At 71.3% G+C, this 21,587-nt stretch carries 20 protein-coding genes; 5 read left to right on the top strand and 15 right to left on the bottom strand.

The window, feature by feature from the left end:
• Positions 1-46 precede the first annotated feature (46 nt).
• From qcrB to ctaE, 4 genes are all read right to left on the bottom strand, one after another.
• Positions 47-1,708 (bottom strand): cytochrome bc1 complex cytochrome b subunit, encoded by a 1,662-nt coding sequence (gene qcrB / locus ACFYE1_RS12570; RefSeq protein ID WP_387743231.1) that lies wholly within the window; start codon positions 1,706-1,708, stop codon positions 47-49.
• Positions 1,708-2,802, bottom strand: a complete 1,095-nt coding sequence (gene qcrA / locus ACFYE1_RS12575) for a cytochrome bc1 complex Rieske iron-sulfur subunit (protein WP_387743233.1) — start codon at positions 2,800-2,802, stop codon at positions 1,708-1,710. Before qcrA ends, qcrB begins: the two co-directional genes overlap by 1 nt.
• A 73-nt stretch (positions 2,803-2,875) precedes the next feature.
• Positions 2,876-3,667, bottom strand: a complete 792-nt coding sequence (gene qcrC, locus ACFYE1_RS12580) for a cytochrome bc1 complex diheme cytochrome c subunit (RefSeq protein ID WP_387743235.1) — start codon at positions 3,665-3,667, stop codon at positions 2,876-2,878.
• 59 nt (positions 3,668-3,726) lie between these two features.
• Entirely contained in the window at positions 3,727-4,365 is a 639-nt protein-coding gene (gene ctaE, locus ACFYE1_RS12585; RefSeq protein WP_387743236.1) for an aa3-type cytochrome oxidase subunit III, read from the bottom strand.
• Positions 4,366-4,615: 250 nt separating this feature from the next.
• Here ctaE and trpD point away from each other — a divergent pair, with 250 nt between their 5' ends.
• Positions 4,616-5,674, top strand: a complete 1,059-nt coding sequence (gene trpD, locus ACFYE1_RS12590) for an anthranilate phosphoribosyltransferase (protein ID WP_387743238.1) — start codon at positions 4,616-4,618, stop codon at positions 5,672-5,674.
• A gap of 133 nt (positions 5,675-5,807) precedes the next feature.
• Here trpD and ACFYE1_RS12595 read toward each other — a convergent pair whose 3' ends face one another.
• Positions 5,808-6,086 carry an Lrp/AsnC family transcriptional regulator gene (locus ACFYE1_RS12595; RefSeq protein WP_387743240.1) on the bottom strand — a complete coding sequence of 93 codons (279 nt, stop codon included), beginning with the start codon at positions 6,084-6,086 and terminating at the stop codon, positions 5,808-5,810.
• Positions 6,087-6,096: 10 nt separating this feature from the next.
• Positions 6,097-6,552 (bottom strand): DUF3054 domain-containing protein, encoded by a 456-nt coding sequence (locus tag ACFYE1_RS12600; protein WP_387743242.1) that lies wholly within the window; start codon positions 6,550-6,552, stop codon positions 6,097-6,099.
• A gap of 852 nt (positions 6,553-7,404) precedes the next feature.
• Here ACFYE1_RS12600 and ACFYE1_RS12605 point away from each other — a divergent pair.
• Positions 7,405-8,850, top strand: a complete 1,446-nt coding sequence (locus ACFYE1_RS12605) for an alanine racemase (protein WP_387743244.1) — start codon at positions 7,405-7,407, stop codon at positions 8,848-8,850.
• Between the two features lie 10 nt (positions 8,851-8,860).
• Here the strand turns inward: ACFYE1_RS12605 and ACFYE1_RS12610 are convergent, their stop codons facing one another.
• Positions 8,861-9,235 (bottom strand): hypothetical protein, encoded by a 375-nt coding sequence (locus ACFYE1_RS12610; protein WP_387743246.1) that lies wholly within the window; start codon positions 9,233-9,235, stop codon positions 8,861-8,863.
• Between the two features lie 272 nt (positions 9,236-9,507).
• Here ACFYE1_RS12610 and ACFYE1_RS12615 point away from each other — a divergent pair, with 272 nt between their 5' ends.
• From ACFYE1_RS12615 to ACFYE1_RS12625, 3 genes are all read left to right on the top strand, one after another.
• On the top strand, positions 9,508-9,999 hold the full coding sequence (locus ACFYE1_RS12615) for an NfeD family protein (protein ID WP_387743247.1): 492 nt from the start codon (positions 9,508-9,510) through the stop codon (positions 9,997-9,999).
• Positions 10,000-10,062: 63 nt separating this feature from the next.
• Positions 10,063-11,184, top strand: a complete 1,122-nt coding sequence (locus tag ACFYE1_RS12620; RefSeq protein WP_387743249.1) for an SPFH domain-containing protein — start codon at positions 10,063-10,065, stop codon at positions 11,182-11,184.
• A 143-nt stretch (positions 11,185-11,327) separates the two neighbouring features.
• Positions 11,328-11,663: an RNA polymerase-binding protein RbpA gene (locus ACFYE1_RS12625; RefSeq protein ID WP_031283042.1), complete on the top strand. Its 336-nt coding sequence runs from the start codon at positions 11,328-11,330 to the stop codon at positions 11,661-11,663.
• Between the two features lie 85 nt (positions 11,664-11,748).
• Here ACFYE1_RS12625 and ACFYE1_RS12630 read toward each other — a convergent pair whose 3' ends face one another.
• The 8 genes from ACFYE1_RS12630 to ACFYE1_RS12665 form a co-directional block, all read right to left on the bottom strand.
• Positions 11,749-12,486: a polyprenol monophosphomannose synthase gene (locus tag ACFYE1_RS12630; protein WP_387743251.1), complete on the bottom strand. Its 738-nt coding sequence runs from the start codon at positions 12,484-12,486 to the stop codon at positions 11,749-11,751.
• Between the two features lie 196 nt (positions 12,487-12,682).
• Entirely contained in the window at positions 12,683-14,371 is a 1,689-nt protein-coding gene (locus ACFYE1_RS12635) for an amidohydrolase (RefSeq protein ID WP_387743252.1), read from the bottom strand.
• A gap of 64 nt (positions 14,372-14,435) precedes the next feature.
• Positions 14,436-17,273 carry a DEAD/DEAH box helicase gene (locus ACFYE1_RS12640; protein ID WP_387743254.1) on the bottom strand — a complete coding sequence of 946 codons (2,838 nt, stop codon included), beginning with the start codon at positions 17,271-17,273 and terminating at the stop codon, positions 14,436-14,438.
• Between the two features lie 71 nt (positions 17,274-17,344).
• Positions 17,345-18,238, bottom strand: a complete 894-nt coding sequence (gene tatC / locus ACFYE1_RS12645) for a twin-arginine translocase subunit TatC (RefSeq protein WP_387743256.1) — start codon at positions 18,236-18,238, stop codon at positions 17,345-17,347.
• A 137-nt stretch (positions 18,239-18,375) separates the two neighbouring features.
• Positions 18,376-18,675: a Sec-independent protein translocase subunit TatA gene (gene tatA / locus ACFYE1_RS12650; RefSeq protein WP_387743257.1), complete on the bottom strand. Its 300-nt coding sequence runs from the start codon at positions 18,673-18,675 to the stop codon at positions 18,376-18,378.
• Positions 18,668-19,036 (bottom strand): hypothetical protein, encoded by a 369-nt coding sequence (locus ACFYE1_RS12655; RefSeq protein ID WP_387743259.1) that lies wholly within the window; start codon positions 19,034-19,036, stop codon positions 18,668-18,670. The genes tatA and ACFYE1_RS12655 overlap by 8 nt, the downstream gene beginning before the upstream one ends.
• 23 nt (positions 19,037-19,059) lie before the next feature.
• Positions 19,060-21,135, bottom strand: coding sequence for a WYL domain-containing transcriptional regulator (locus tag ACFYE1_RS12660; RefSeq protein ID WP_387743261.1), 2,076 nt, complete (start codon positions 21,133-21,135; stop codon positions 19,060-19,062).
• Between the two features lie 11 nt (positions 21,136-21,146).
• A complete protein-coding gene (locus ACFYE1_RS12665; RefSeq protein WP_058874923.1) occupies positions 21,147-21,542 on the bottom strand; it encodes an FKBP-type peptidyl-prolyl cis-trans isomerase in 396 nt (131 codons plus the stop codon).
• Positions 21,543-21,587: the final 45 nt, after the last annotated feature.

Consider the following 21,587-nt stretch of genomic DNA (forward strand, 5'->3'; position numbering starts at 1 on the left):
CCGAGAGGATCTCTCCTCTCGGGGCCCTGACCGGCTCATTCCTTGATCAGCGCACGAGTTCCCGGTCCTGGGAACCCGTCGTGAGGGCGTCGGCCTCGTGGTGGTGGTGCGCCGCCTCGAGCTCGGCGGGGGTGACGGGCGCGACACGGTCCTCGAAGAAGAACCGGCTGACCCGCTCGCGCGCCTTCTCGCTGCGCGTGATCTTGCCCTTCGCGTTCGGCTGAGCCGGCTCCACCTGGTAGTCCGGCATGTTCACCAGTCGGTAGCGCTTGTACTCGTCGAGGGGCTCGTGGACCTCGATGAACTCGCCGTGCGGGAGTTGCTGCACACGCCCGGTCTCACGGCCGTGGAGGACGATCTCCCGGTCCTTGCGCTGCAGCGCCAGGCAGATCCGGCGCGTGATCACGAAGGCCAGGATCGGTCCGAGGAAGTACAGGGCGCGGAGCCAGTACAGGACGTCGTTGACCGCCAGCTGGAAGTGGGTGGCGATGAGGTCACCGCTGGCGGCCACCAACTGGATCGTGTAGAACGTCACGCCGGCGGCGCCCATGGCCGTGCGGAACGGCGCGTTCCGGGGACGGTCGAGGATGTGGTGCTCCCGGTCGTCCTTCGTCACCCACCGCTCGATCCACGGCCACGCGGCCATCAGACCGAACAGGACCCCGAGGGGTGCCATCGGCAGCAGAACGTTCATCGGGACCGACATGCCCCAGAAGGTCCACTCCCAGTTGAAGGGCCAGGTGCCGGGCATGAGGCGCACGGCACCGTCGGTGAAGCCCATGTACCAGTCGGGCTGGGAGCCGGCCTGGACGGGGGAGGGATCATACGGACCGTAGTTCCAGATCGCGTTGATGGTGGTGGTGCCCGCCATGAGCGCCATGATGCCGAACACGATGAAGAAGAACCCGCCCGCCTTCGCCGCGTAGATGGGCCCCACGGGGAAGCCGACGACGTTGTTCTCGGTGCGGCCCGGGCCGGGGAACTGGGTGTGCTTGTGCACCACGACCATGAACAGGTGGACCACGATCAGCATCAGGATGATGGCCGGGATCACGAGCACGTGGAGGATGTACAGGCGCGCGATGATGTCGTGCCCGGGGAACTCGCCACCGAACAGGAACATCGACAGGTACGCGCCCACGATGGGCATCGCCTTCAGGATCGCGTCGGCGATGCGCAGACCGTTGCCGGAGAGCACGTCGTCGGGAAGGGAGTAGCCGGTGAAGCCGGCGACGATCGCGAGCAGGAAGAGCGCGACGCCCACGAGCCAGTTCAGCTCGCGCGGCCGCCGGAAGGCGCCGGTGAAGAACACGCGAAGCATGTGCACGGACACGGCCGCGGCGAAGACCAGAGCGGACCAGTGGTGGATCTGCCGAAGGAAGAGACCACCGCGGATGTCGAACGAGATGTCGAGGGAGGACGCGTAGGCCGCAGACATCTCGACGCCCTGCATCGGGACGTAGGAGCCCTCGTACTCCAGGGCCGCCATCGACGGCTCGAACCACAGGGCCAGGAACGTGCCGGAGAGCAGCAGGATGACGAAGGTGTACAGCGCCACCTCACCGAACATGAAGGACCAGTGGTCGGGAAAGATCTTCCGGCCGAACTCCTTGACCATCGGCGACATGCCGACACGGGTGTCGACGAAGTTCGCGATGCGGCCGGTGCCCGTCTGGGGCTTGTACTCGTAATCAGTGGACGTGGACATCAGTTCGCCTCACCCTGCATCTCCTCGACATGGGTACCGCGCTGCGAGTAGGTCGGTCCGACCGGCTCGTGGAAATCGCTGCGGGCCACGAGGTAGCCCTCGTCGTCCACAGTGATGGGCAGCTGGGGAAGGGGCCGTGCGGCCGGCCCGAAAATGACCTCGCACTCGTTGGTGAGGTCGAACGTGGACTGGTGGCACGGGCACAGCAGGTGGTGGGTCTGCTGCTCGTAGAGCGCGACCGGGCAGCCGACGTGGGTGCAGACCTTTGAGTAGGCGAAGATGCCGTCGACGTTCCAGTCGGCCTTCTCCGGGGAGACGTTGACGGTCCCTGGGTCCAGGCGCATGAGCAGCACGACGGCCTTGGCCTTCTCGTCGAGGTAGCCCTCGTTGTGCCCGATGGTGTTGAGGTTCTCGGGGACCACGTGGAACGTGGAGCCGAGCGTGACGTCGGAGGCCTTGATGGGCGCGCCGGAGGGATCACGCACCAGACGGATCCCTTCGTCCCAGAGGGTCTCCTTGAGGACGTCCAGGTCGGTCGGTCCGAGGTCCCGCAGGAGGCCGACGAACGGCAGGGGAGCGAGCACGGCCGCCCCGATGAGGGTGTTGCGCAGCAACGGCCGGCGCTTGATCCCGGACTCGTCGTAGATGGTGGCCATGATGCTCTGCGCCTCGGCGCGCTGCTCCTCCGTGCGCACCGCGTGCCGGTTCTCGACCAGCTCGTGGTCCGGCATGAGGGTGCGGGCCCAGTGGACGACGCCGAGACCGATGCCGAACATGCCCAGGGCGACGCCGAGGCCGAGCAGGAGGTTCTGCAGCTGCAGGGCGCGCGTGGGCTCGGTGTTCGTGACGTCGTAGATGGGGCCGTCGACGCGGATCCCGAAGTATCCGACGAAGAACAGGATCGACCCGACGATCGAGAGCAGGAACAACAGGACGACCTGCCGTTCGGCGCGCTTGGCCGCCGCGGAGTCGACGTCCGTCAGGCGCGGGCGGTGCGGGGGCAGTCCGGGGTCGGGGAAACGCTCCATTGCCGTGGTGCCCGTGGTGGCAACGGTTCCCGACTGGTGGGGAGTGCCGTCACTGTGGCTTCCCATGTGGTCCCTCATTCTTCTCTTGGTGCAGTTGATCGTAGCTTCGGGGTCCGACATCCGCTGCCGGCACGGGACGTCAGGCGGAACGCGAGGTGAGCCAGACGGTGAACCCGATGATGACGGCGAGGCCGATGGTCCAGACGAACAGACCCTCCGACACCGGGCCGAGGGCGCCGAGCCCGAAGCCACCGGGGTTGGGGTTGTCCTCGAGGGTCTTCAAATAGGTGATGACGTCGCGCTTCTCCTCGGGGGTGATGTTCGCGTCGTTGAACACCGGCATGTTCTGCGGACCGGTCTGCATGGCCTCGTAGATGTGCTTCTCCTCGACGTCCATCACCGAGGGGGCGTACTTGCCGCGGGTGAGAGCACCGCCGGCACCGGCGGCGTTGTGGCACATGGCGCAGTTCGCGAGGAAGACCTTCGCACCGTTGGCGGCGTTGCCCTGGGTGACGTCCAGGTACTCCTCCTCGGGAATGCCCGGGCCGGCACCGAAGGTCGCCACGTAGGCGGCGAACTGGCGGACCTGCTCGTCGTTGAACTGGACCGCCTTGTCCGGAGCCTGCGGGCCGTTGGCCTGCATGGGCATGCGACCGGTGCCGACCTGGAAGTCGACGGCGGCGGCACCCACACCGACGAGCGACGGGCCGGACGGCGTGCCTTCCCCGTCGAGGCCGTGGCACGTGGAGCAGTTCGCGACGAACAGCTTCTCGCCCTCCTCGATGTCCTGCGCCGTGTAGGACTCGGTCTGGGCCTTGGCCTCGTTGGTGGTGGTGGCGACTGCGTAGAGCCCACCGCTGAGGAGCAGGGCCAGGACCATCAATACCAGGACTGCCAGAGGGTGGCGCCGCTGCTGCGAAAGTGCCTTCACGTCAAACGTTCCTTCAGTTCGGTGTTGGTTTGCTTGGTTCGTCCTCCGGACCGCGTGGCCTACTTGAGGAAATAGACCACGAGGAACAGCACGATCCAGACGACGTCCACGAAGTGCCAGTAGTAGGACACGACGATCGCCGAGGTGGCCTCGAAGTGGCCGAAGCGCTTGGCGACGAAGGCGCGGCCCATGATGAACAGGAACGCGATGAGACCACCGGTCACGTGCAGGGCGTGGAAGCCCGTGGTGATGTAGAAGGCGGAGCCGTAGGAGTTGGCCGGGATGCTGATGCCGTGGGCGACGAGCTCGGCGTACTCGAAGGACTGCACCGCCACGAAGACCGCGCCCATGAGGAAGGTCAGCGCGAACCACTCCACCATTCCCCACCGTTTGAGATCGAACACGCCGCCGGCCCGGCGTGGCTGCAGGCGCTCGGCCGCGAAGACGCCGAACTGGCAGGTCACCGAGCTCAGCACCAGGACGATGGTGTTGGCGAGGGCCAGCGGAATGTTGAGCTTGGCGGACTCCTCGGCCCAGAGCTCCGGGGCGGTGGAGCGCAGGGTGAAGTACATGGCAAAGAGGCCGGCGAAGAACATGACCTCGGAGGCGAGCCACACGATGGTGCCCACTGAGGTGAGGTTGGGTCGGTTGATCGACCCGCCTACCGGCTTGGCTGGGGTATGGGTTGCAGTCGTCACAGAGACATTATGTCGCCAAAACTCCCGGCGGACCAACCACGAAGGGGATCGGGCGGTTCGCGTGTCCTGATGCCCGTGGCCGCCGCCGACGTGGCGTGCTGTCTCCTCGTGCCCCCGGGCGCGGGAGAGCGCGGATGTCCACACCCCCGAAGCTTGCATGTGATCCCACTCACAGATCTTCGTCGGACGTCGTCGCGCCGCTCGGAAATCCGTTCCGGCCGGTCCGGCAGCGGGCGATACGATCAGGAGCGTGAACACGACGACACCGACGACCGCACCGCACTTCGAGTGGCCGGACCTGATCACCGCCCTCGTCTCCGGCACCGACCTGACCCGCGACCAGACCTACTGGGCCATGGACACGATCATGTCGGGCGAGGTGTCCGACGTCGTCATCGCCGGTTTCCTCGTGGCCCTGCGGGCGAAGGGGGAGTCGGTCGAGGAGCTGACCGGGCTGGCCGACGCCATGGTGGGCAACGCGCGGCCGGTCGACATCCCCGGCCCGGCCCTGGACGTCGTCGGGACCGGTGGCGACCGGCTCTCCAGCGTGAACATCTCCACCATGTCGGCCCTCGTGTGCGCCGGTGCGGGGGCGAAGGTCGTGAAGCACGGCAATCGCGCGTCGTCCTCGAAGTCGGGCTCCGCCGATGTGCTGGAGGCGCTCGGGGTCCGGCTGGACCTGCCGGTCGAGATGGTCGAGTCCGCGGCCCGGCACGTGGGCATCACGTTCCTCTTCGCCCAGACCTTCCACCCGTCGATGCGCTTCGCCGCCGCGGCCCGGGCGCAGCTGCGCGTGGCCACCGCCTTCAACTTCCTGGGACCCCTCACGAACCCGGCCCGGGTCGAGGCCTCGGCCATCGGCGTGGCCGACCGCGCTCTGGCGCCGCTCATCGCCGGCGTCCTCGCGGCCCGTGGCGACCGCGCCCTCGTCTTCCGGGGCGGTGACGGCCTCGACGAGCTCACCGTGACGGCTCCCTCGGAGGTGTGGGAGGTCCGCGACGGGCGGATCGACCACCACGACCTCGAGCCGCTCGACCTCGGCATGCCCCGGGCCACCATCGAGGACCTCCGGGGTCAGGACGCCCGGTACAACGCGGGCGTCGTCGAGCAGGTCCTGGCGGGGGAGAAGGGGCATGTGCGCAACGCCGTGCTGCTCAACTCGGCGGCCGGGCTCGTGGCCTTCGCCCCCGGCGCCGAGGAGCCTTTCCAGGACCGGATGGCCGCGGCGGTGCGACGCGCCGAGGAGTCGGTGGACAGCGGCGCGGCCCGCGCCGTCCTGGACCGCTGGATCGCCCACACCGCGCGCTGAGGCGCGCCTCCGGCGGAAGGCCGGCGACGACGGAGGCCCGGGCGGTGTTCTCCCACCGGCCTCCTGCAGTCCGCGCGCCCGGTCACCGCGCCGGCGCCGGACGGTTCGGTCGATCGTGGTCCGGCAGTGGTGGTCACTCGATGCCGAGCGAGAAGGCCGCCTCGAGGTCGTGCTTGCTGTAGGTCCGGAAGGCGATGTTGGTGTTCGTGCCCACGACCCCCTCGATCTTCGAGAGGCGGTCGGCGATGACGTCCGCGAGGTCCTCGTGCCGGTGCACCCGCACCATCGCGATGAGGTCCCAGTCACCGGTCACGGAGTACACCTCGCTGATGCCGGGGATGTCGGAGATCTGCTCGGCGACCTCGGGGATCCGGTCGGCGGCGGTCTTGATGAGGACGATGGCGGTGAGCATGGAGCACCTTTCAGGGGACGGGGCCGGCGGGACCGGCGGGACGGGGAGGATCGGCCGGGCGGCGGGACCGGACCGCGCGCAGCGCCGAGACCAGGGCCCGCGGGCCCAGCAGGAAGACACCGAGCACCGCGAGCGTGACGAGGACGAAGCTCGGCGCCGTGCCCTCGCCGACGACCAGGCGCAGGCCCATGCCCACGGCCACGGTCGTCACCCACAGTGCCGCGCCCCGGGGCCAGACGTCGAACGGGGTGCGGCGCACCCGCCACACGAGCCAGCCCAGCAGGAGCCCCGCCAGGAACGGCCACGCCGTGACCAGGAGACCGGTGGCGTCCAGGGCGTGGGTGCTGCGCCCGAGCCCGGCGAACAGGAGCACGAGCAGCACGTCCACGATCAGCGCCGGGCCCCAGGGCCCGGAGCCCGTGGTGCGCTCCTCGGGGAGAGCGGTGCTGGGGGCCGACGTCTGCATGCTCGCAGTCTAGTGCGGCGCCGGCGGACCACGGTCCGGGGCCGTCGAACCTTCAGGTGCACCGTGAGAGTCAAAGGTTTCGGGGCGGCAAAGTCTCAACCTTCCACCAGGGGTCGATGGTGCGGACCTGATGCCGTGGCCGGCCGTCGCGAGCCCCGAGGCCCAGGTCCTGGATCCCGTCCGTGCCGACGCCGACGGGATCCAGGGACGAGGTGTGCCCGCGGGTGTCGCGCCGGCCCGGCTGACCGGCCGGCCCCATAGGCACCGGACAGGTCCGCGAGGGGGAAGCAACCGAAGGCAGTACACAGAGGGCGAGCGTCACTCGAGGGGGGCCCCGCTCAGCGCGACTTTACATAATGTAGATTATCGGCGTTAGGGAGAAGGACTGCTCGGCGGAAGTCGCAGCGCACCGTGGCACCGCGCCCGGGTCATCTGTCCGCGGCTCGTGGCGGCGGTGTCCGCCGGGCCATTGCCGGCCACCGTCCTGGACCGTGACGCTGATCGGCCGGCCGGGCTGCTTCGCCACGATGGGTGGTCGGTCGTGACGCGGTCCTGTCGTGACGCGGTCCTGTCGTGATGTGGTGCTGTCGTGACGCCGTGCCGTCGTGACGATGTCCACCGGTGGATGACGCCCGGACGCGCTGCACCGGCACGCTGGGGCACGTGCTCCGCCGCCGAGTGGAGGACGTCCGGGCGTGGATCTCCGAATGTTGCGCCGCCTCGCCCTCGCCTTGTGGCCACTTGTGGGGAGATTCCCCCGTCGACCACGCCCGGGCGGCCGGTCGCCGATACGCTCGCCGTGGCCGAGATGAATTCGCATCGGCAAATATGGCCTTCAAGGAGAGGAATTCCGTGGGACGACAGAACTGTGTGACGGCGGCGGGCGGCCGGGGGCGTCGGCTGGTGACGTCCGTGCTGGCACTGTCCGTGCTGGCGCTGGCCGGCTGCGGGCAGGACGACGGCTCGGACGCGCCCCCCGCGGTCGCCTCCGGGTCGGTCGCCCTCTCCCCCTCGCACGGCGGTCTCCAGGGCGGGAACCTGGTCCTGGCGGACACCGGCGGGGACACCGAGGACCCGGTCACCGTCCGCTTCGGCGAGGCGGAGGTCGAGTGCGAGTTCGACGACCGCTCCGCCCGCCACGCCTGCGTGGCCCCGGCCCGCGGGACCCCGGGCACCGTCGAGGTCTCCTTCGCCTCGGGCGGGAACGACGTCGGGGAGAAGACGTCCTACACCTACACGACCCAGGGCACGCAGGACATCCCGGTCCTGACCGTGGACACGGAGACCGTGCGGCGCAACGCGGAGGCGATCCGCGCCGACTTCCCGGCGAACGTCCAGCTGGGCGCGGTGCTGAAGAACGGCGAGCCCGTGGACGTCTTCGGGAAGGTCATCGAGGACGCGGCCGACGTCGACTACGTCTTCGTGCCGAAGCTCGACGATGCCATCGCCCTGCGCGAGGCCGGCGTCGAGGCGAAGATCGCCGTGCTCTACGTCGCCCAGGTCGAGGACATCCCCCTGCTGATGCACTACGACGTCGAGGTCGCCGCCACCGACCCCGCGTGGGTCGAGGCGGCAGAGCAGGTGCTGTCGACCACGGGCGGGACGCTGAAGGTCCACCTGTGGATCGACACGGGCATGGGGCGCGAGGGCGTGGTGCCCGAGGAGGCGCTCCCCCTGGCCCGGGCCGTCGAGGACGCCCCGCACCTGGAGCTCGCGGGCATCGCCACCCACTTCTCCACCGTCACGGAGCAGGACGACGACGCCATCGAGCGCAACGACACGACCAACACCACCGTGGCCCAGAAGAACCGCTTCGACGGTGCAGTGGCCGCGATCCGGGACGCCGGTCTCGGGCAGGACGCCCTGATCCACGCCGGGGCCAGCGACGTGCTCGACAACGAGATCGACTCGCTGTACTACGACCTGCTGCGGATCGGTGGGATGTTCTTCGCCAGCAGCCCGCCGGAGTCGAACCTGTACTCCTGGACCACGGAGCTGAGCCAGGTCAAGACGCTCCCCCCGGGATGGTGCATCGACTACGGGTGCACCGAGCCCACCACGTCGCCCAAGAGGGTGGGCCTCGTCAACCACATCCCGTCCCGGGAGAACGAGCTGACGTACACGGTCGGCGGCAAGCAGGTCCCGGTGCTGCTCGACCACGGCACGGTGCTGACCCTCGACCTGTCCGAGGTCCCGGAGGCGGCCGCGGGCGACGAGGTCCGCATCGACTTCAGCGCGGAGGCCTTCCACCTGCTCGATGCGACGGCGCCGCTTCCGGTGACGACCACCGGCGGGTGACGGGCGCCGATCAGGAGCGGCCGGCCAGGCCCTCGGCGTCGTGGTCCAGCACGAGGTCGGCGTGGAAGGTCCGCGCCAGTTCCCGGGTCCGGACAGCCTGTCGCGCAGAGGCACCCGGTGGGACGGTGAGGTCCACGTAGACGACGGGCCGACCGGACGACAGCTCGAGCCGGGCCCGCAGCACCTCCGCCCGGTCGTCGCCGGGCGCGCAGTGACCCGTGCCGAGCAGGACGAACGCACGTTCGAAGTCGAGCTCGGGGGTGTGGCCCCGCGCGAGCAGGGCGGGCAGCCGCGACTGCAGCGCGGAGAGGCCGACCACGGCGGTCGCCGTCCCGGCGAACCAGGCGCCGACGGCGGAGACCGCCACCGAGGTGATGAGTTTCATGGATTTCCTCCTCCCGCAGGCCGGGTCTCGGTGGGTCCGTCCCGGCACGGCGCGCCGGGACGGATCGACGGAAAGTGGCGGCGTGCGGTCCCCGAGGAATCCGGTGCCACCACCGTAGGGATCTCAACGTCCCCGGACCAGCGCCTATTCCGGGGACGTCCGGCGGGGTCCCCGGCGCCACGCCGTTCCAGCGTCCTGTCAGGGGCGTGGGGCACAATGAAACGTAGGCGAAGGTGCCTTCGCGGAGGCGGATCGAGAGGCCGGGGACGAACATGTGGGAGTGGCTGGTCGAGAACTCGTGGGTCCTGTGGCTGATCGTCGTGATCGGGCTTGCCGCCATCGAGATGCTCACGCTGGACTTCCTCTTCCTGATGATGTCGGCTGCCGCGCTGCTGGCCTTCGGGGTGAGCTGGGTGACGGACAACTTCGTGCTCCAGGTGGTGACGTTCGCCCTCGCCTCGGTGCTGCTCATCTTCGCGGTGAGACCCGTGGCCCTGCGCCGCATCAACAGGTCCTCGCCGGAGACCACGTCCAACGCCGCCCGGCTCATCGGCCTGCCCTGCCAGGTCCTGGACCCGGTGACCGGCCGCAGCGGACTGGTGCGGCTGGAGGGAGACACCTGGAGCGCCCGCTCGGTCACCGGCGAGCAGCTGCCTCCCGGCACCGACGTCTTCGTCCACGACATCGAGGGCGCCACCGTCCTCGTCGCCCCGTACCCCGCCCCGGCGGTCGGCGGCGGGCCGGCACCGCGCCCGTCCTTCTGACCCACCGACCGCACCGGACCGGCGTCGTCGCCGCCCGGAGCGGCCCCACCGAGAGAGGCCCCCGTGGACCTAGCCGTCATCGTCCTGCTCGTCATCCTGGTCATCCTGGTCTTCATCATCCTGCTGCGGTCGGTGCGGATCATCCCGCAGGCCCGGGCCGGCATCGTCGAGCGCCTCGGCAAGTACCAGAGCACCCTGACCCCGGGCCTGCACTTCCTCATCCCGTTCGTGGACCGTCTCCTGCCCCTGATCGACCTCCGCGAGCAGGTCCAGTCCTTCCCGGCCCAGTCCGTGATCACCGAGGACAACCTCGTGGTCGGCATCGACACCGTCGTCTACTTCCAGGTCATGGACCCGCGTGCCGCGACCTACGAGATCGTCGACTACATCCAGGCCGCAGACCAGCTGACCTCGGCGACCCTGCGCAACGTTGTGGGCGGGCTGAACCTCGAGGAGGCGCTCACCTCCCGCGACAAGATCAACGCCGAGCTGCGCGGGGTCCTGGACTCCACCACGGGGCGCTGGGGCATCCGGGTGTCGCGGGTGGACATCAAGGAGATCACTCCCCCGCCCTCCATCCAGGACTCGATGGAGAAGCAGATGCGCGCCGAGCGGGAGCGCCGCGCGGTGATCCTCACGGCCGAGGGCGACAAGCAGTCGCGGATCCTCATGGCCGAGGGCCAGCGGCAGGCGGCCATCCTCTCCGCGGAGGGCGAGGCGAAGGCCGCGATCCTGCGCGCGGACGGCGAGGCCCAGGCCATCCGGAAGGTCTTCGACTCGATCCACCGGGCCCGGCCGACCCAGAAGCTGCTGGCCTACCAGTACATCCAGACCCTGCCCAAGGTCGCTGAGGGCAGCGCCAACAAGGTGTGGATGATCCCCGCCGAGCTCGGCGACGCCCTGCGCGGCGTGGGCGACTTCCTCTCCCGGCCGGACGAGGACGGCGAGGGCCCCGGCCGGGCCTGGTCGGACGCCGACGACGGACCGGAGCCCGAGCCCGCGGACGAGCCCCTCGTGAAGCCCGACGCCGTCCGGGTCACCGAGGAGGACCTCCAGCCCAATCTGGAGCGCACCATGGTCGACCCTGACGAGTTCACCATCCCCCGGCCCTCGAGCATCGACCCGGAGGCTCCCGTGCGCCTCGACGACCCGATGCCCCCGCAGGACGGTCCGGCCTCCCGCTGACCCGGCAGGCCTGACCCAGGCTCCCGGGGAACAACCCCGGGGGCCCGCGTGTTGCACCCAACGGATCCCGGGTCCCCGACCCGCCCCCAGCCCGAGCGTGTGCCACTGCCGTGGCCACCGTCAGTTATGGAGGAACCACCACAATGAGCGACCGCAGTCTCAGGGGAATGCGTCTGGGCTCCCAGTCCATGGAGACGGAGGCCGGTGTCGAGCCGGCTCCGCGCCAGCGCGTCGAGTACCGCACCGCGGACGGCGAGAAGGTCACGGTCACCTTCGCGGCGGAGGCGGAGATCCCGCCGGTGTGGGTGTCGAAGACCGGCAAGGAGGCGATCATCGTCAACGGCGAGAAGCCGGTGAACCCCAACGAGAAGCACCAGCGCACGCACTGGGACATGCTCCTGGAGCGGCGCAGCACGGACGAGCTGGAGGAGATCCTCGCTCAGCGGGTCGAGTTCTACCGGGAGAAGCACGCGATCTGATCACGTTGCCGGCAACGTGCGGAGGGCCCCACCCGATTCGGGTGGGGCCCTCCGCACGTTCCCGCCAGTGCGCCGGAACGGGTGCTCAGCGCCGGGTCAGCTTGGCCGCCAGGGTCTTCGCGCGGGCGGTGAGGCCCCACTGCGCGACGCGCACGACGGCCTCCCGGGTCACGTCCGGGCTCATCTTGGACTCCCCCTCGGCGCGCTCCACGAAGGTGATGGGCACCTCGACGACGCTCAGGCCGGCCCGCTCGGTGCGCCAGCCGAGATCGATCTGGAAGCAGTAGCCCTTGGAGTCGACGGTCTCGAGGCCGATCCGCTCGAGGGTCGCGCGGCGGAAGGCGCGGTAGCCGGCGGTGATGTCGTGGATCCGGGAGCCCAGGAGCGTCCGGGCGTAGAGGTTGCCGCCGCGGGAGAGCAGCTGGCGCTGCAGGGGCCAGTTCACGGTGCGGCCGCCGGGGACGTAGCGGGAACCGATGGCGAGGTCGGCACCGCGCTCCACGGCGTCCAGTAGCAGCGGGAGCTGCTCGGGCTGGTGGGAGCAGTCGGCGTCCATCTCGACCAGGACGTCGTAGTCCCGGGCCAGGCCCCAGCGGAAGCCGGCGATGTAGGCGGCGCCGAGACCTTCCTTGCTGGTGCGGTGCAAGACGTGGATGTTCCCGTCCGCGGCCGCCAACTCGTCGGCGAGACGCCCGGTCCCGTCCGGGCTGTTGTCGTCCACCACCAGCACGTGCCCGTCCGGGACGGACTGGCGCAGCCGGTCCATCACGGTCGGCAGCGACTCGTGTTCGTTGTAGGTGGGGATGACGGTCAGTACGCGCACCGGGTCCTTCCTTTCGAGGTCTCACCTGCCACACCACAGGGCGGGCTCCCTCGCCTTCGGACCAGACCGGCCCTGAGGGGATGCCGGCCTGTTTTCGAAGGACGAGCGAGCCCGCCCGGCAGCAGTTGCCCAGCCTATCCTGCCCCGTGCCTGCGACCAAGATCGTGCGGCACGGGCCGGCGGAGCGCCGGGCGGCTCAGAATCCGGCGGAGCGGTACAGCTCCACGCCGTCGAGCACGGTCTGCCGGCACACGGGCAGGGACGCGCCGTCGAGCGCGGGCAGCAGCGGGGTGCGGGCGCGCGGGTCCGTGCTCCAGGCGGAGCCGGTCCCCTCGGCCTGCTGCACCATGAGCGCCTCGACGTCCCAGACGGCGAACGTGGCCGGCGTCCCCGGCGCGAGCTGGCCCTGCAGGGGGTCCGGGTGCCGGGCGGCACGCCACGCGCCCCGGGTCGAGGCGAGGAACGCGGCCCGCGCGGAGATCCGCTGCTCGGGGTCGTGGTGGTGGAGGCAGGCCCGAACGGTCTCCCACGGGGACAGCGGCACCACGGGGGCGTCGCTGCCGAGCGCCACGGGCACCCCGGCACGGTAGAAGGAGGCCATCGGGTTCATCGCCGCCGCCCGGTCGGCGCCGAGCCGCTGCTCGTAGAGACCGCCGGGTCCGCCCCAGGCGGCGTCGAACCCCGGTTGCACGGACACGGTCACGGCGTGGTGGGCCAGCCGTTCGATGCCCTCGGGGTCGATCATCTCGGCGTGCTCCAGGCGGTGCCCGGCGCTGCGCAGCGCCCGTCCCCCCACGAGCTCCTCGGCGCGGTCGAGGCCGTCGAGGACGATGTCCATGCCGGCGTCCCCGATGACGTGGAACCCGCCCTGCAGGCCGGCCTCCGTGGTCGCGGCGAGGTGGGCGGCCACGGCCGAGGTATCGAGGTAGCGGGCCCCCCGATCGCCCGGGGCGTCGGCGTAGGGAGCGCGCAGGGCGGCGGTGCGGGAGCCGAGCGCGCCGTCGACGCACAGGTCTCCGGCGAGCCCCACCAGCGACTCCCGCCGGCCCACGGTGCGTCCGAGCAGGTCCGCCAGGGCGGTGTCGAACCGCGCGGCCACCGCCCGCGCCTCCTCGGCCGTGGCCGCGAGCTCGCCCCGGTAGGGCAGCACCCGCGGCGTCGGTCCCTCGGCGCCGACCCCGTGGTTGGCGAGGGCCGTGAGCCGCACGAGGTCCTCGAAGGGGGCGACCTGCTCGGCGTTGGCCTCGGCGAGGGCCACATAGCCCTGGGACGCGGCGTGCCGCAGGGCGAGCCGGTGCAGCTCGGCCCGGCGCCCGGCGCCGAAGTCGAGGACCGCGGCGCGCACGCGTTCGTGGGCCAGGTTCTCGACGCGGCCGTCGCCGAGCCAGCCGTCGGCTCCGGCGAGACCCAGCCGCCGGGCCAGGGACGAGGACACCACCCCGGAGTGGACGTCGATCCGCGCCAGGTAGACCTCACGCCCACCGGCGGCCCGGTCGAGCTCCTCCGCCGTCGGCGCCCGGCGCTCCGGCCACACGGACTCGTCCCAGCCGGAGCCGGAGACCGGGCCCGTGCCTGTGCGCGCGGCACCGGCCACGGCGTCGAGCAGCTCGGGCAGGGAACCGGCCGCCGCGAGGTCGAGGGTGGACAGCGCCAGCGCGGTCTCCGTCACGTGCACGTGGGAGTCCACGAACGCCGGGACCAGCAGCCGCCCGTCGAGGTCGACCACGTCCATGGCGGAGTCCTGCAGGGACTGCGCCGCCTCCTCGGAGCCGACCCAGGCCACGCGGGAGCCGTCGACCAGCAGGGCCGTGGCGAACGGGTCGGCCGGGCTGTAGACGGAGCCGTTGCGGTAGAGAACGGGACGGGCGGGGACGGTGGTGCTCACGGGTCTCCTGTTCGGGGCGGTCGTGCGGGCGGACGGGGTGGCGCGGGGCGCGGGAGGGCGCCGCTCAGTCCTCGAACGCGGAGTGGGCCACGACGCCGCGGCGCACCAGCGCGATCGCGCGCTGGCACTGGGCGCGCGTGCCGGCGTCGAGGAGGTCGATCTTCGCCAGCTGGTCGAGCATGTCGATCACCTGCTTCGCCCAGCGCACGAAGTCGCCGGCGGCGAGCTCCGTGCCGGACAGGGCCGTGCTCAGGGTGGCGCCGCGCGCCCACAGGTACATCGACTCCACGAGCCCGAACTCCGGCTCCGCGGTGGCCGGGAGGTGGTGCTCCTGCTCGCGGTCGGTGAGCCGGGACCAGTTGCGCACCACGGTCTGCGCGGCACGGTCCATGGCGGCGGACGGCAGGACGGGCTGGATCCCCTGCTCCTCGCGCTTGGCCTGGTAGACGAGCAGGGTCACGAGCCCCGCGGTGGCGGCGGGGTCGAGGTCGTCGAGGAAGCCGTCGCGCAGGCTCAGGGCGAGGAGCAGGTCCCGGTCCCCGTAGATCCGCCGCAGCTGCTCGCCGGCGCGGGTCGGCCGGACCTCCCCGTCCGGGAGGGTCTCGAGGTAGCCGAAGGAGCCCAGCACCTCGGAGACGCGGTCGAAGGTCTTGGCGATCGAGTTGGTGCGGCTCTCGATCTGGCGCAGCAGCCCGTCGGTGTCCCGGCGCAGCGTCCACCATCGCTCGGCCCAGCGGGCGTGGCTCTCACGGTCCGAGCAGCCGTGGCAGGGATGGCCGCGCAGGGCCTTGCGGACCTCCGTGATGCGCCGTTCGGCCGCGCTGGTGCCGCGGTCGAACTGGATGGTGTGCCCACGGCCCCCGCCCCGCGGGGGCCGGTGCTCGTGCAGGGCGTTGCGCACGGACGAGGCCAGGTCGCGCCGCTCCTTGGGCGTCCGGCCCGTGAACTGCTTGGGGATCCGGATCCGCGAGACCGGCTCGAGGGGCCCGTCCAGGTCCTGGGCCCCCACCCGGCGCAGCTGGTGGTCCAGGGTGAGGATCGAGGGGCGGGGGTCGTCCCGGTTGGGGTCGGTGGACAGGATCACGGCGTATCCGGCGTTGCGTCCCCGTGGGATCTCCACGACGTCGCCGGGGAGCAGGTCGTGCAGGGACGCGACGGCGTCCGAACGGCGCCGACGGGAGCTGGACTTCTCCTCGGCGCGCTCCAGGTCCTTGAGCTCCCGGCGCAGGGCGGCGTACTCGGAGAAGTCCCCGAGGTGGCAGGTCATGGCCTCCTCGTAGCCCTTCAGGGACTCCTCCTGCGAGCGGACCCGGCGCGCCAGGCCCACCACGGACCGGTCGGCCTGGAACTGGGCGAAGGAGGACTCGAGGATCTTGCGGGAGCGGTGGGCACCGAACTGGGCCACCAGGTTCACGGACATGTTGTAGGTGGGCCGGAAGCTCGAGTTCAGCGGGTAGGTGCGCTTGGAGGCGAGACCGGCGACGGCGTGCGGGTCCATCCCCGGCTGCCACAGCACCACGGCGTGGCCCTCGACGTCGATCCCCCGGCGCCCGGCGCGCCCGGTGAGCTGGGTGTACTCCCCCGGCGTGATGTCCACCCGGGACTCGCCGTTGAACTTGTCGAGCTTTTCGAGCACCACGGAGCGGGCGGGCATGTTGATGCCCAGCGCCAGGGTCTCCGTGGCGAAGACGGCCTTGACGAGACCGTCGGCGAACAGCTGCTCCACGAGCTCTTTGAACGCGGGCAGCATCCCCGCGTGGTGGGCGGCCACGCCGCGCAGCAGGCCGTCGCGCCACTCGTAGAAGCCGAGGACGTTGAGGTCCGCGGCCTCGAGCGAGGCGGCGGTCTCGGCCACCCGGGCGCGGATGGTCTGCTGCTCCTTCTCGCTGGTCAGCCGGATGTCCGCGGTGACGCACTGCTGCACGGCGGCGTCGCACCCGGCGCGGGAGAAGATGAAGGTGATGACGGGCAGCAGGCCCTCGGCGTCGAGGCGGCGGATCAGCTGCGGACGGGACACCCGGCGCGTCTCGGGGCTCGACCGGTAGCCCTCGCTGCCGTTGCGGCGGGAGAACCGGTCCCGGGACCGCCCCCCGGGGCCGCGGCCGCCCCTGCGGCCCCCGCGCGGGTGCTCGGCGCGGGCGAGCTGGAGCAGCTCGGGGTTGACCTCCGGCTCGTCGCGGCCGGGGCCCTCGAGCCGCTCGGCGGCCTCCTCGACCGTGGTGTCGTCCAGGAACAGGTCGAGCAGCCGCCCGCCCACCTGGACGTGCTGCCACAGGGGGACGGGGCGGTGCTCGGAGACGACCACGTCCGTGTCGCCGCGCACCGTGTCCAGCCAGGCCCCGAACTCCTCGGCGTTGGAGACGGTCGCGGACAGGGAGACGAGCTGGACGCTGTCCGGCAGGTGGATGATGACCTCCTCCCACACGGCGCCCCGGAAGCGGTCGGCGAGGTAGTGCACCTCGTCCATGATCACGAAGCCCAGGTTCAGCAGGGTCGGCGAGTCCGCGTACAGCATGTTCCGCAGGACCTCGGTGGTCATCACCACGACGTCCGCCTCGGAGTTCACGGAGGTGTCCCCGGTGAGGAGGCCGACCCGCTCGGCGCCGAAGGCCCGGGAGAACTCGTGGAACTTCTGGTTGCTGAGCGCCTTGATGGGCGTCGTGTAGAAGGCCTTCTGCCCGCGGGACAGGGCCAGGTGGACGGCGAACTCCCCCACCACGGTCTTGCCGGCGCCCGTCGGCGCGGCGACGAGCACCCCCCGCCCCTCCTCGAGGGCCCCACAGGCGGTCGTCTGGAAGTCGTCCATCTCGAACTCCAGCCGGTGCTGGAACACCGCGAGCTCGGTCCTCGCGTGGGCGGCTCGCTGCTTGGCGGCCAGGTATCGATCGGCGTGGGAGGACATGCGTCCACCCTACTGCTCGGCCCGCACGGACACGGGCCCGCCGCCGGCCCGTTCGCGCCGGGCCCAGCGGATCAGGGGCGGTTTCCGTCCTCGGGGTCGCGGCCCAGGCGCCCGAGCTCGTGGGTCGGTGTCGCGACGTCGGCCGCCGCACCCGTGCCCGCCGCGAGACGGGCCTCCCTCCTCGCCCGCCGGCGGTCCAGGAGCAGGCACAGCCCGACCGCCACGAAGAACAAGGTCAGCAGCGGCACGGCGAGGTAGAACATGGTCATGGGGTCCGGTCCGGGGGCCGCCATCGCGGAGACGACCATCACGAGGACCACGACGATCCGCCAGCTCTTGAGCACCGCGCGCCCCGAGAGCACGCCGAGCATGTTCAGGCCCACGAGGAACACCGGCAGCACGAAGGCCACCCCGAAGGTGAGGATCAGCTGGAGGAAGAACCGCAGGTACACGTCCGCGGAGATGAAGTTGGTCCCGCCCGCCGGGGTGAACGCGGTCAGGGCGTAGACGGCCGTGGGCAGGGTGAGCACCGCGACCGCGATCCCGCCCAGGAACAGCGGGACGGCCGCGGCCAGGAAGCCGACCGCGTAGCGGCGCTCGGTGCGGTGCAGGGCCGGGGTCACGAAGGCCCAGAGCTGGTAGAGCCACACCGGGCTGGCCAGGACCAGGCCGAGCACCAGGGAGACCTCCACCATGATGTTGAAGGACGAGCCCACGGCCGAGTAGTTGATCGAGGCCTCGCTGCCCTCGGCCGCGGCGAGGCGCTGGAGGGGCTCGGTGATGTAGGCCATGAACGGGATGTACAGGAAGAAGCCGCCGATCATGCCCACCACGGTGGCCAGTGCGGACCTGATCAACCGGTTGCGCAGCTCCCGCAGGTGCTCGGCCAGGGCCATCTGCGCCTGCGGATTGGCCTTGCGCGCGGTCCGGCGCTTCTTCGGGCCGCGAGGGGACTGCGAGGACATGAGGACCTTCGGGACGTGGGGGTGGCACGGTGCGCCGGGGTCGGCCGGGCGGTCCGGTCCCCGGGCGGGGATGGCGGACCGCCTGGGGACGGCGCGGAGGCTCGGGACGGCGCAGGAGGGCGGAGCAGGGGCGGGGGTCAGGCCGGAGGGCGGCCGGGGTGCTGCTCGGGGTCGTGCGGGCCGTCCGTGCCGGTGGCGGTTCCGGTGGCCCGGTCCGGGGACGCGTCCTGGCCGGGCTGCACGGGCTTGCCGTCGATGACCACGTCCGAACCGGCCGGCTGGTCGTCCTTCTTCATCTCCTTGACCTCGGACTTGAAGATGCGCAGCGACTGGCCCAGGCTGCGGGCCATGCCCGGGAGCTTGGGCGCGCCGAACAGCAGCAGGATCACCAGCAGGATGATCAGGATCATGAAGGGGCTGTCGAACAATCTACCCATGGAGCATTCCTTTCCGTTCAGCCCGGCGAAGGTCAGTGACCCGCTGCGGCTGGCCCATCCGGTCCTTGCGCTCGATGCGGCGTCTCAGACGGGCGGTTTCTCGTTGGTCACGGCCGACCCGGTAGTCGGCCACGGCTTGCCCCACCGGGGTGAACAGGGCCGGGTCCGGGGCGGTCCGTACGGGACGCTGCACACCGGCTGCGGCGTCGTCCCAGCGCTGGGCGAACTCCTCGGCCACCGTCTCGGTGTCCCGGAGCAGCGCGGAGAAGGTCTTCACCAGCCGCCACAGCATCAGTCCGAGGAACGCCGCGCCGAGCAGGACGAGGACCGTCCACAGCAGGACCCAGGACCACCAGAGCATGCCCTCCAGTATAGGCGGGCGGATCAGGCCGGCCCGGACGACCCGTAGGCCCGGAGCGCCGAGTTCACCCAGAGTTCCACCTTCGCCACGACGTCGTCGGGTCCGATCACGGCGAGCTGGCCGCCGTAGCGGGTGACGAGCGCGCACACGGCCTCGGCCGTCTGGAACCCGATGAGCGCAGCCTCGTGGTCGGCCGCCGGCCCGGTGCGGGCCCCTCCGGGCACGCGGACCACCGCTGTGCGGGTGGCGTGGTACTGGTCCGCGATCCACCGGCTGCGCCGGTCGGTGACGAGCACGACCTCCACGGTGTCCGGGGTGCCGGGGGCGGGCGGCGCCGCGGCGGCGGCCTCCTGGGCGGCAGGGCGCTCCCCCGCCGGGCCGGCGTCCTCGACCGCGGAGATCCGGTCCAGCCGGAAGTTGCGCATCCCCTCGGCGTCGAGGCACCAGGCGCGCACGTACCAGTGGGTGTTGGAGGAGAACACCTGGACCGGGTCGACGACCCGCTCCGTGAGCTCGTCCCGGGACGGGACGACGTAGCGGATCCGGATCCGGCGGCGCTGCTCCACGGCACGGCGCACCTCGGACATGACGTCGGCAAGGGCCGGCGCGGGGGTGTCCGTGATGGGCCGGGCGCCCACCGCGTTGGCGAGGACCCCGGCGTCCCCCGCCGCGCCGGCGACCTTCGCGATCGTGGAGGCCACCGCCTCGGAGTCCCCGCCGGGCACGGTGCGCAACGTCTGCAGCCCCACGAGCAGCGCGGAGGCCTCCGGCTGGGTGAGGCGCACGGGGTCGGAGAGCTCGTCGGCGTTCGAGAGGTAGACGTGGCCGTCGTCCCAGGAGGCGTCGATGAGCTGGTCCGGCATGTGTCCGGGCTTGCCGCACACGAAGAGGGTGTTGAGGTCCGCGATCAGTTCCTGGTCGGTGATCCCGAAGCGGCGGGCGGTCTCCTCGAGTTCCGCGCCCTGGTGGGCGTACACCCAGCGGACGATCTCGAGCAGCCGCGAGAGGTGGTCCGCGGTGGAGAGCTTGTTGCGCGTGCCCTTGCGGGACCGCAGGCTCCAGTCGACCTGCACCCCGAGGAACCGCGCAACGGCGGACGCGGCGCTGCGCAGCCGGCGCTCCACGGCGGCGCGCACCTCCGCCTGCATCGTGGGGGCGGTGCCGTCCCCGTCGCGGGGCACGACGACGCCGGGGCCCGCCGCGGCGATCTCCTCGGCGAGGATCTCGGTCTCCGCGAAGGGGATGTGCAGCCGGTCCCACCGGTCCACGCCGTCCCCGGCGCCGACGCCCGGCTCCTGCCGGGCGGCCATGCGGCGCAGCATGTGCGCGTGGCCGGGCCGGGCGAGCACCTCCACGGTGCGCGCGGGGGCGTGGGAGACCATGTGGGACAGGGACTCGTTCATGGAGAAGCCCTCGGGCGGGTCGAACTCCTTGCGGGTGACCGTGACGTCGGACATGATCCGCGACAGCCGGAACGTGCGGGAGTCCTTGCGGTCGAGGTCCCAGCCGACCACGTACCAGTTGCCGTAGCGGGAGCCGATCCCCCACGGCCTCAGCCTCCGGGTGGTGAGCTGGTCGGTGCTGCGGGCGAGGTAGTCGAAGCGCACCTCGCGGTGGCGCACCACGGCGGAGAGCAGCGGCTCGAAGGACGGCTCGTGGGCGGTGAGGGTGGGCTGCAGCAGCGGCGGGGCGTCGTCCTCCGGCAGACCCCCGATGGCGGGCTCGAGCTTGCGCAGGGCCCGGCGGGCGAGCTCGCCCAGGGTGGCGTCCGTCCAGGCGTTGGCCGCCAGCGCGAGCACCGCGGACTCCTCCGCCGTGAACTGCAGCGGTGGGAGCGTGAAGGAGCCGCGCGGGATGCGGTAGCGGTGACCGTGGGTGTCGTCGGGGAAGAGGGGGTCCTCGGAGACCTCCTCGATGGGGTAGCCGAGGTCGCGCAGCTCCGCCTTGTCGCGCTCGAACATGCGCTCGAACGCCTCGTCGGACGCGGACTCCGCGTACGACGGAACGGCTTCCCGGAGCTCGGCGCGGGTGTACCCGCGTTCGCGGGAGACCAGGGCGATGAGCAGGTTGAGAAGCCGCTCCGTCGATCGGGCTGCCATCCGGTGGGTCCTCAGCGCACGTCCAGGAGGTCCACCACGAAGATCAGGGCCTCGTCCGGGCCGATGACTCCGCCGGCGCCCCTGGAGCCGTAGGCCTGGTCCGAGGGGATCTCCAGCCGGCGGCGGCCGCCGACCTTCATGCCCAGCAGGCCCTTGTCCCAGCCCTCGATGACCTGGCCGATGCCCACGGTGAAGTCCAGGGGCTGGCCGCGGTTCCAGGAGGCGTCGAACTCCTCGCCGGCGGAGAACGTCACGCCCACGTAGTGGCAGGAGATCTGCTTGCCGGGGGTCGCCTCGGCGCCGGTGCCCTCCACGAGGTCCGTGATGACGAGCTCGGTCGGGGCCTCCCCCTCGGGGAAGTCGATCTCGGGCTTGCTGCGGTCGAGCTTGCGCTCTCCGAAGGACATGGGTGCTCCTGTTCGTCGGGTCGTCGACGGGTGGTCGTCGGGTTC

It is taken from the genome of Kocuria nitroreducens, assembly GCF_042879195.1.
Taxonomy (GTDB): Bacteria; Actinomycetota; Actinomycetes; order Actinomycetales; family Micrococcaceae; genus Kocuria; species Kocuria nitroreducens.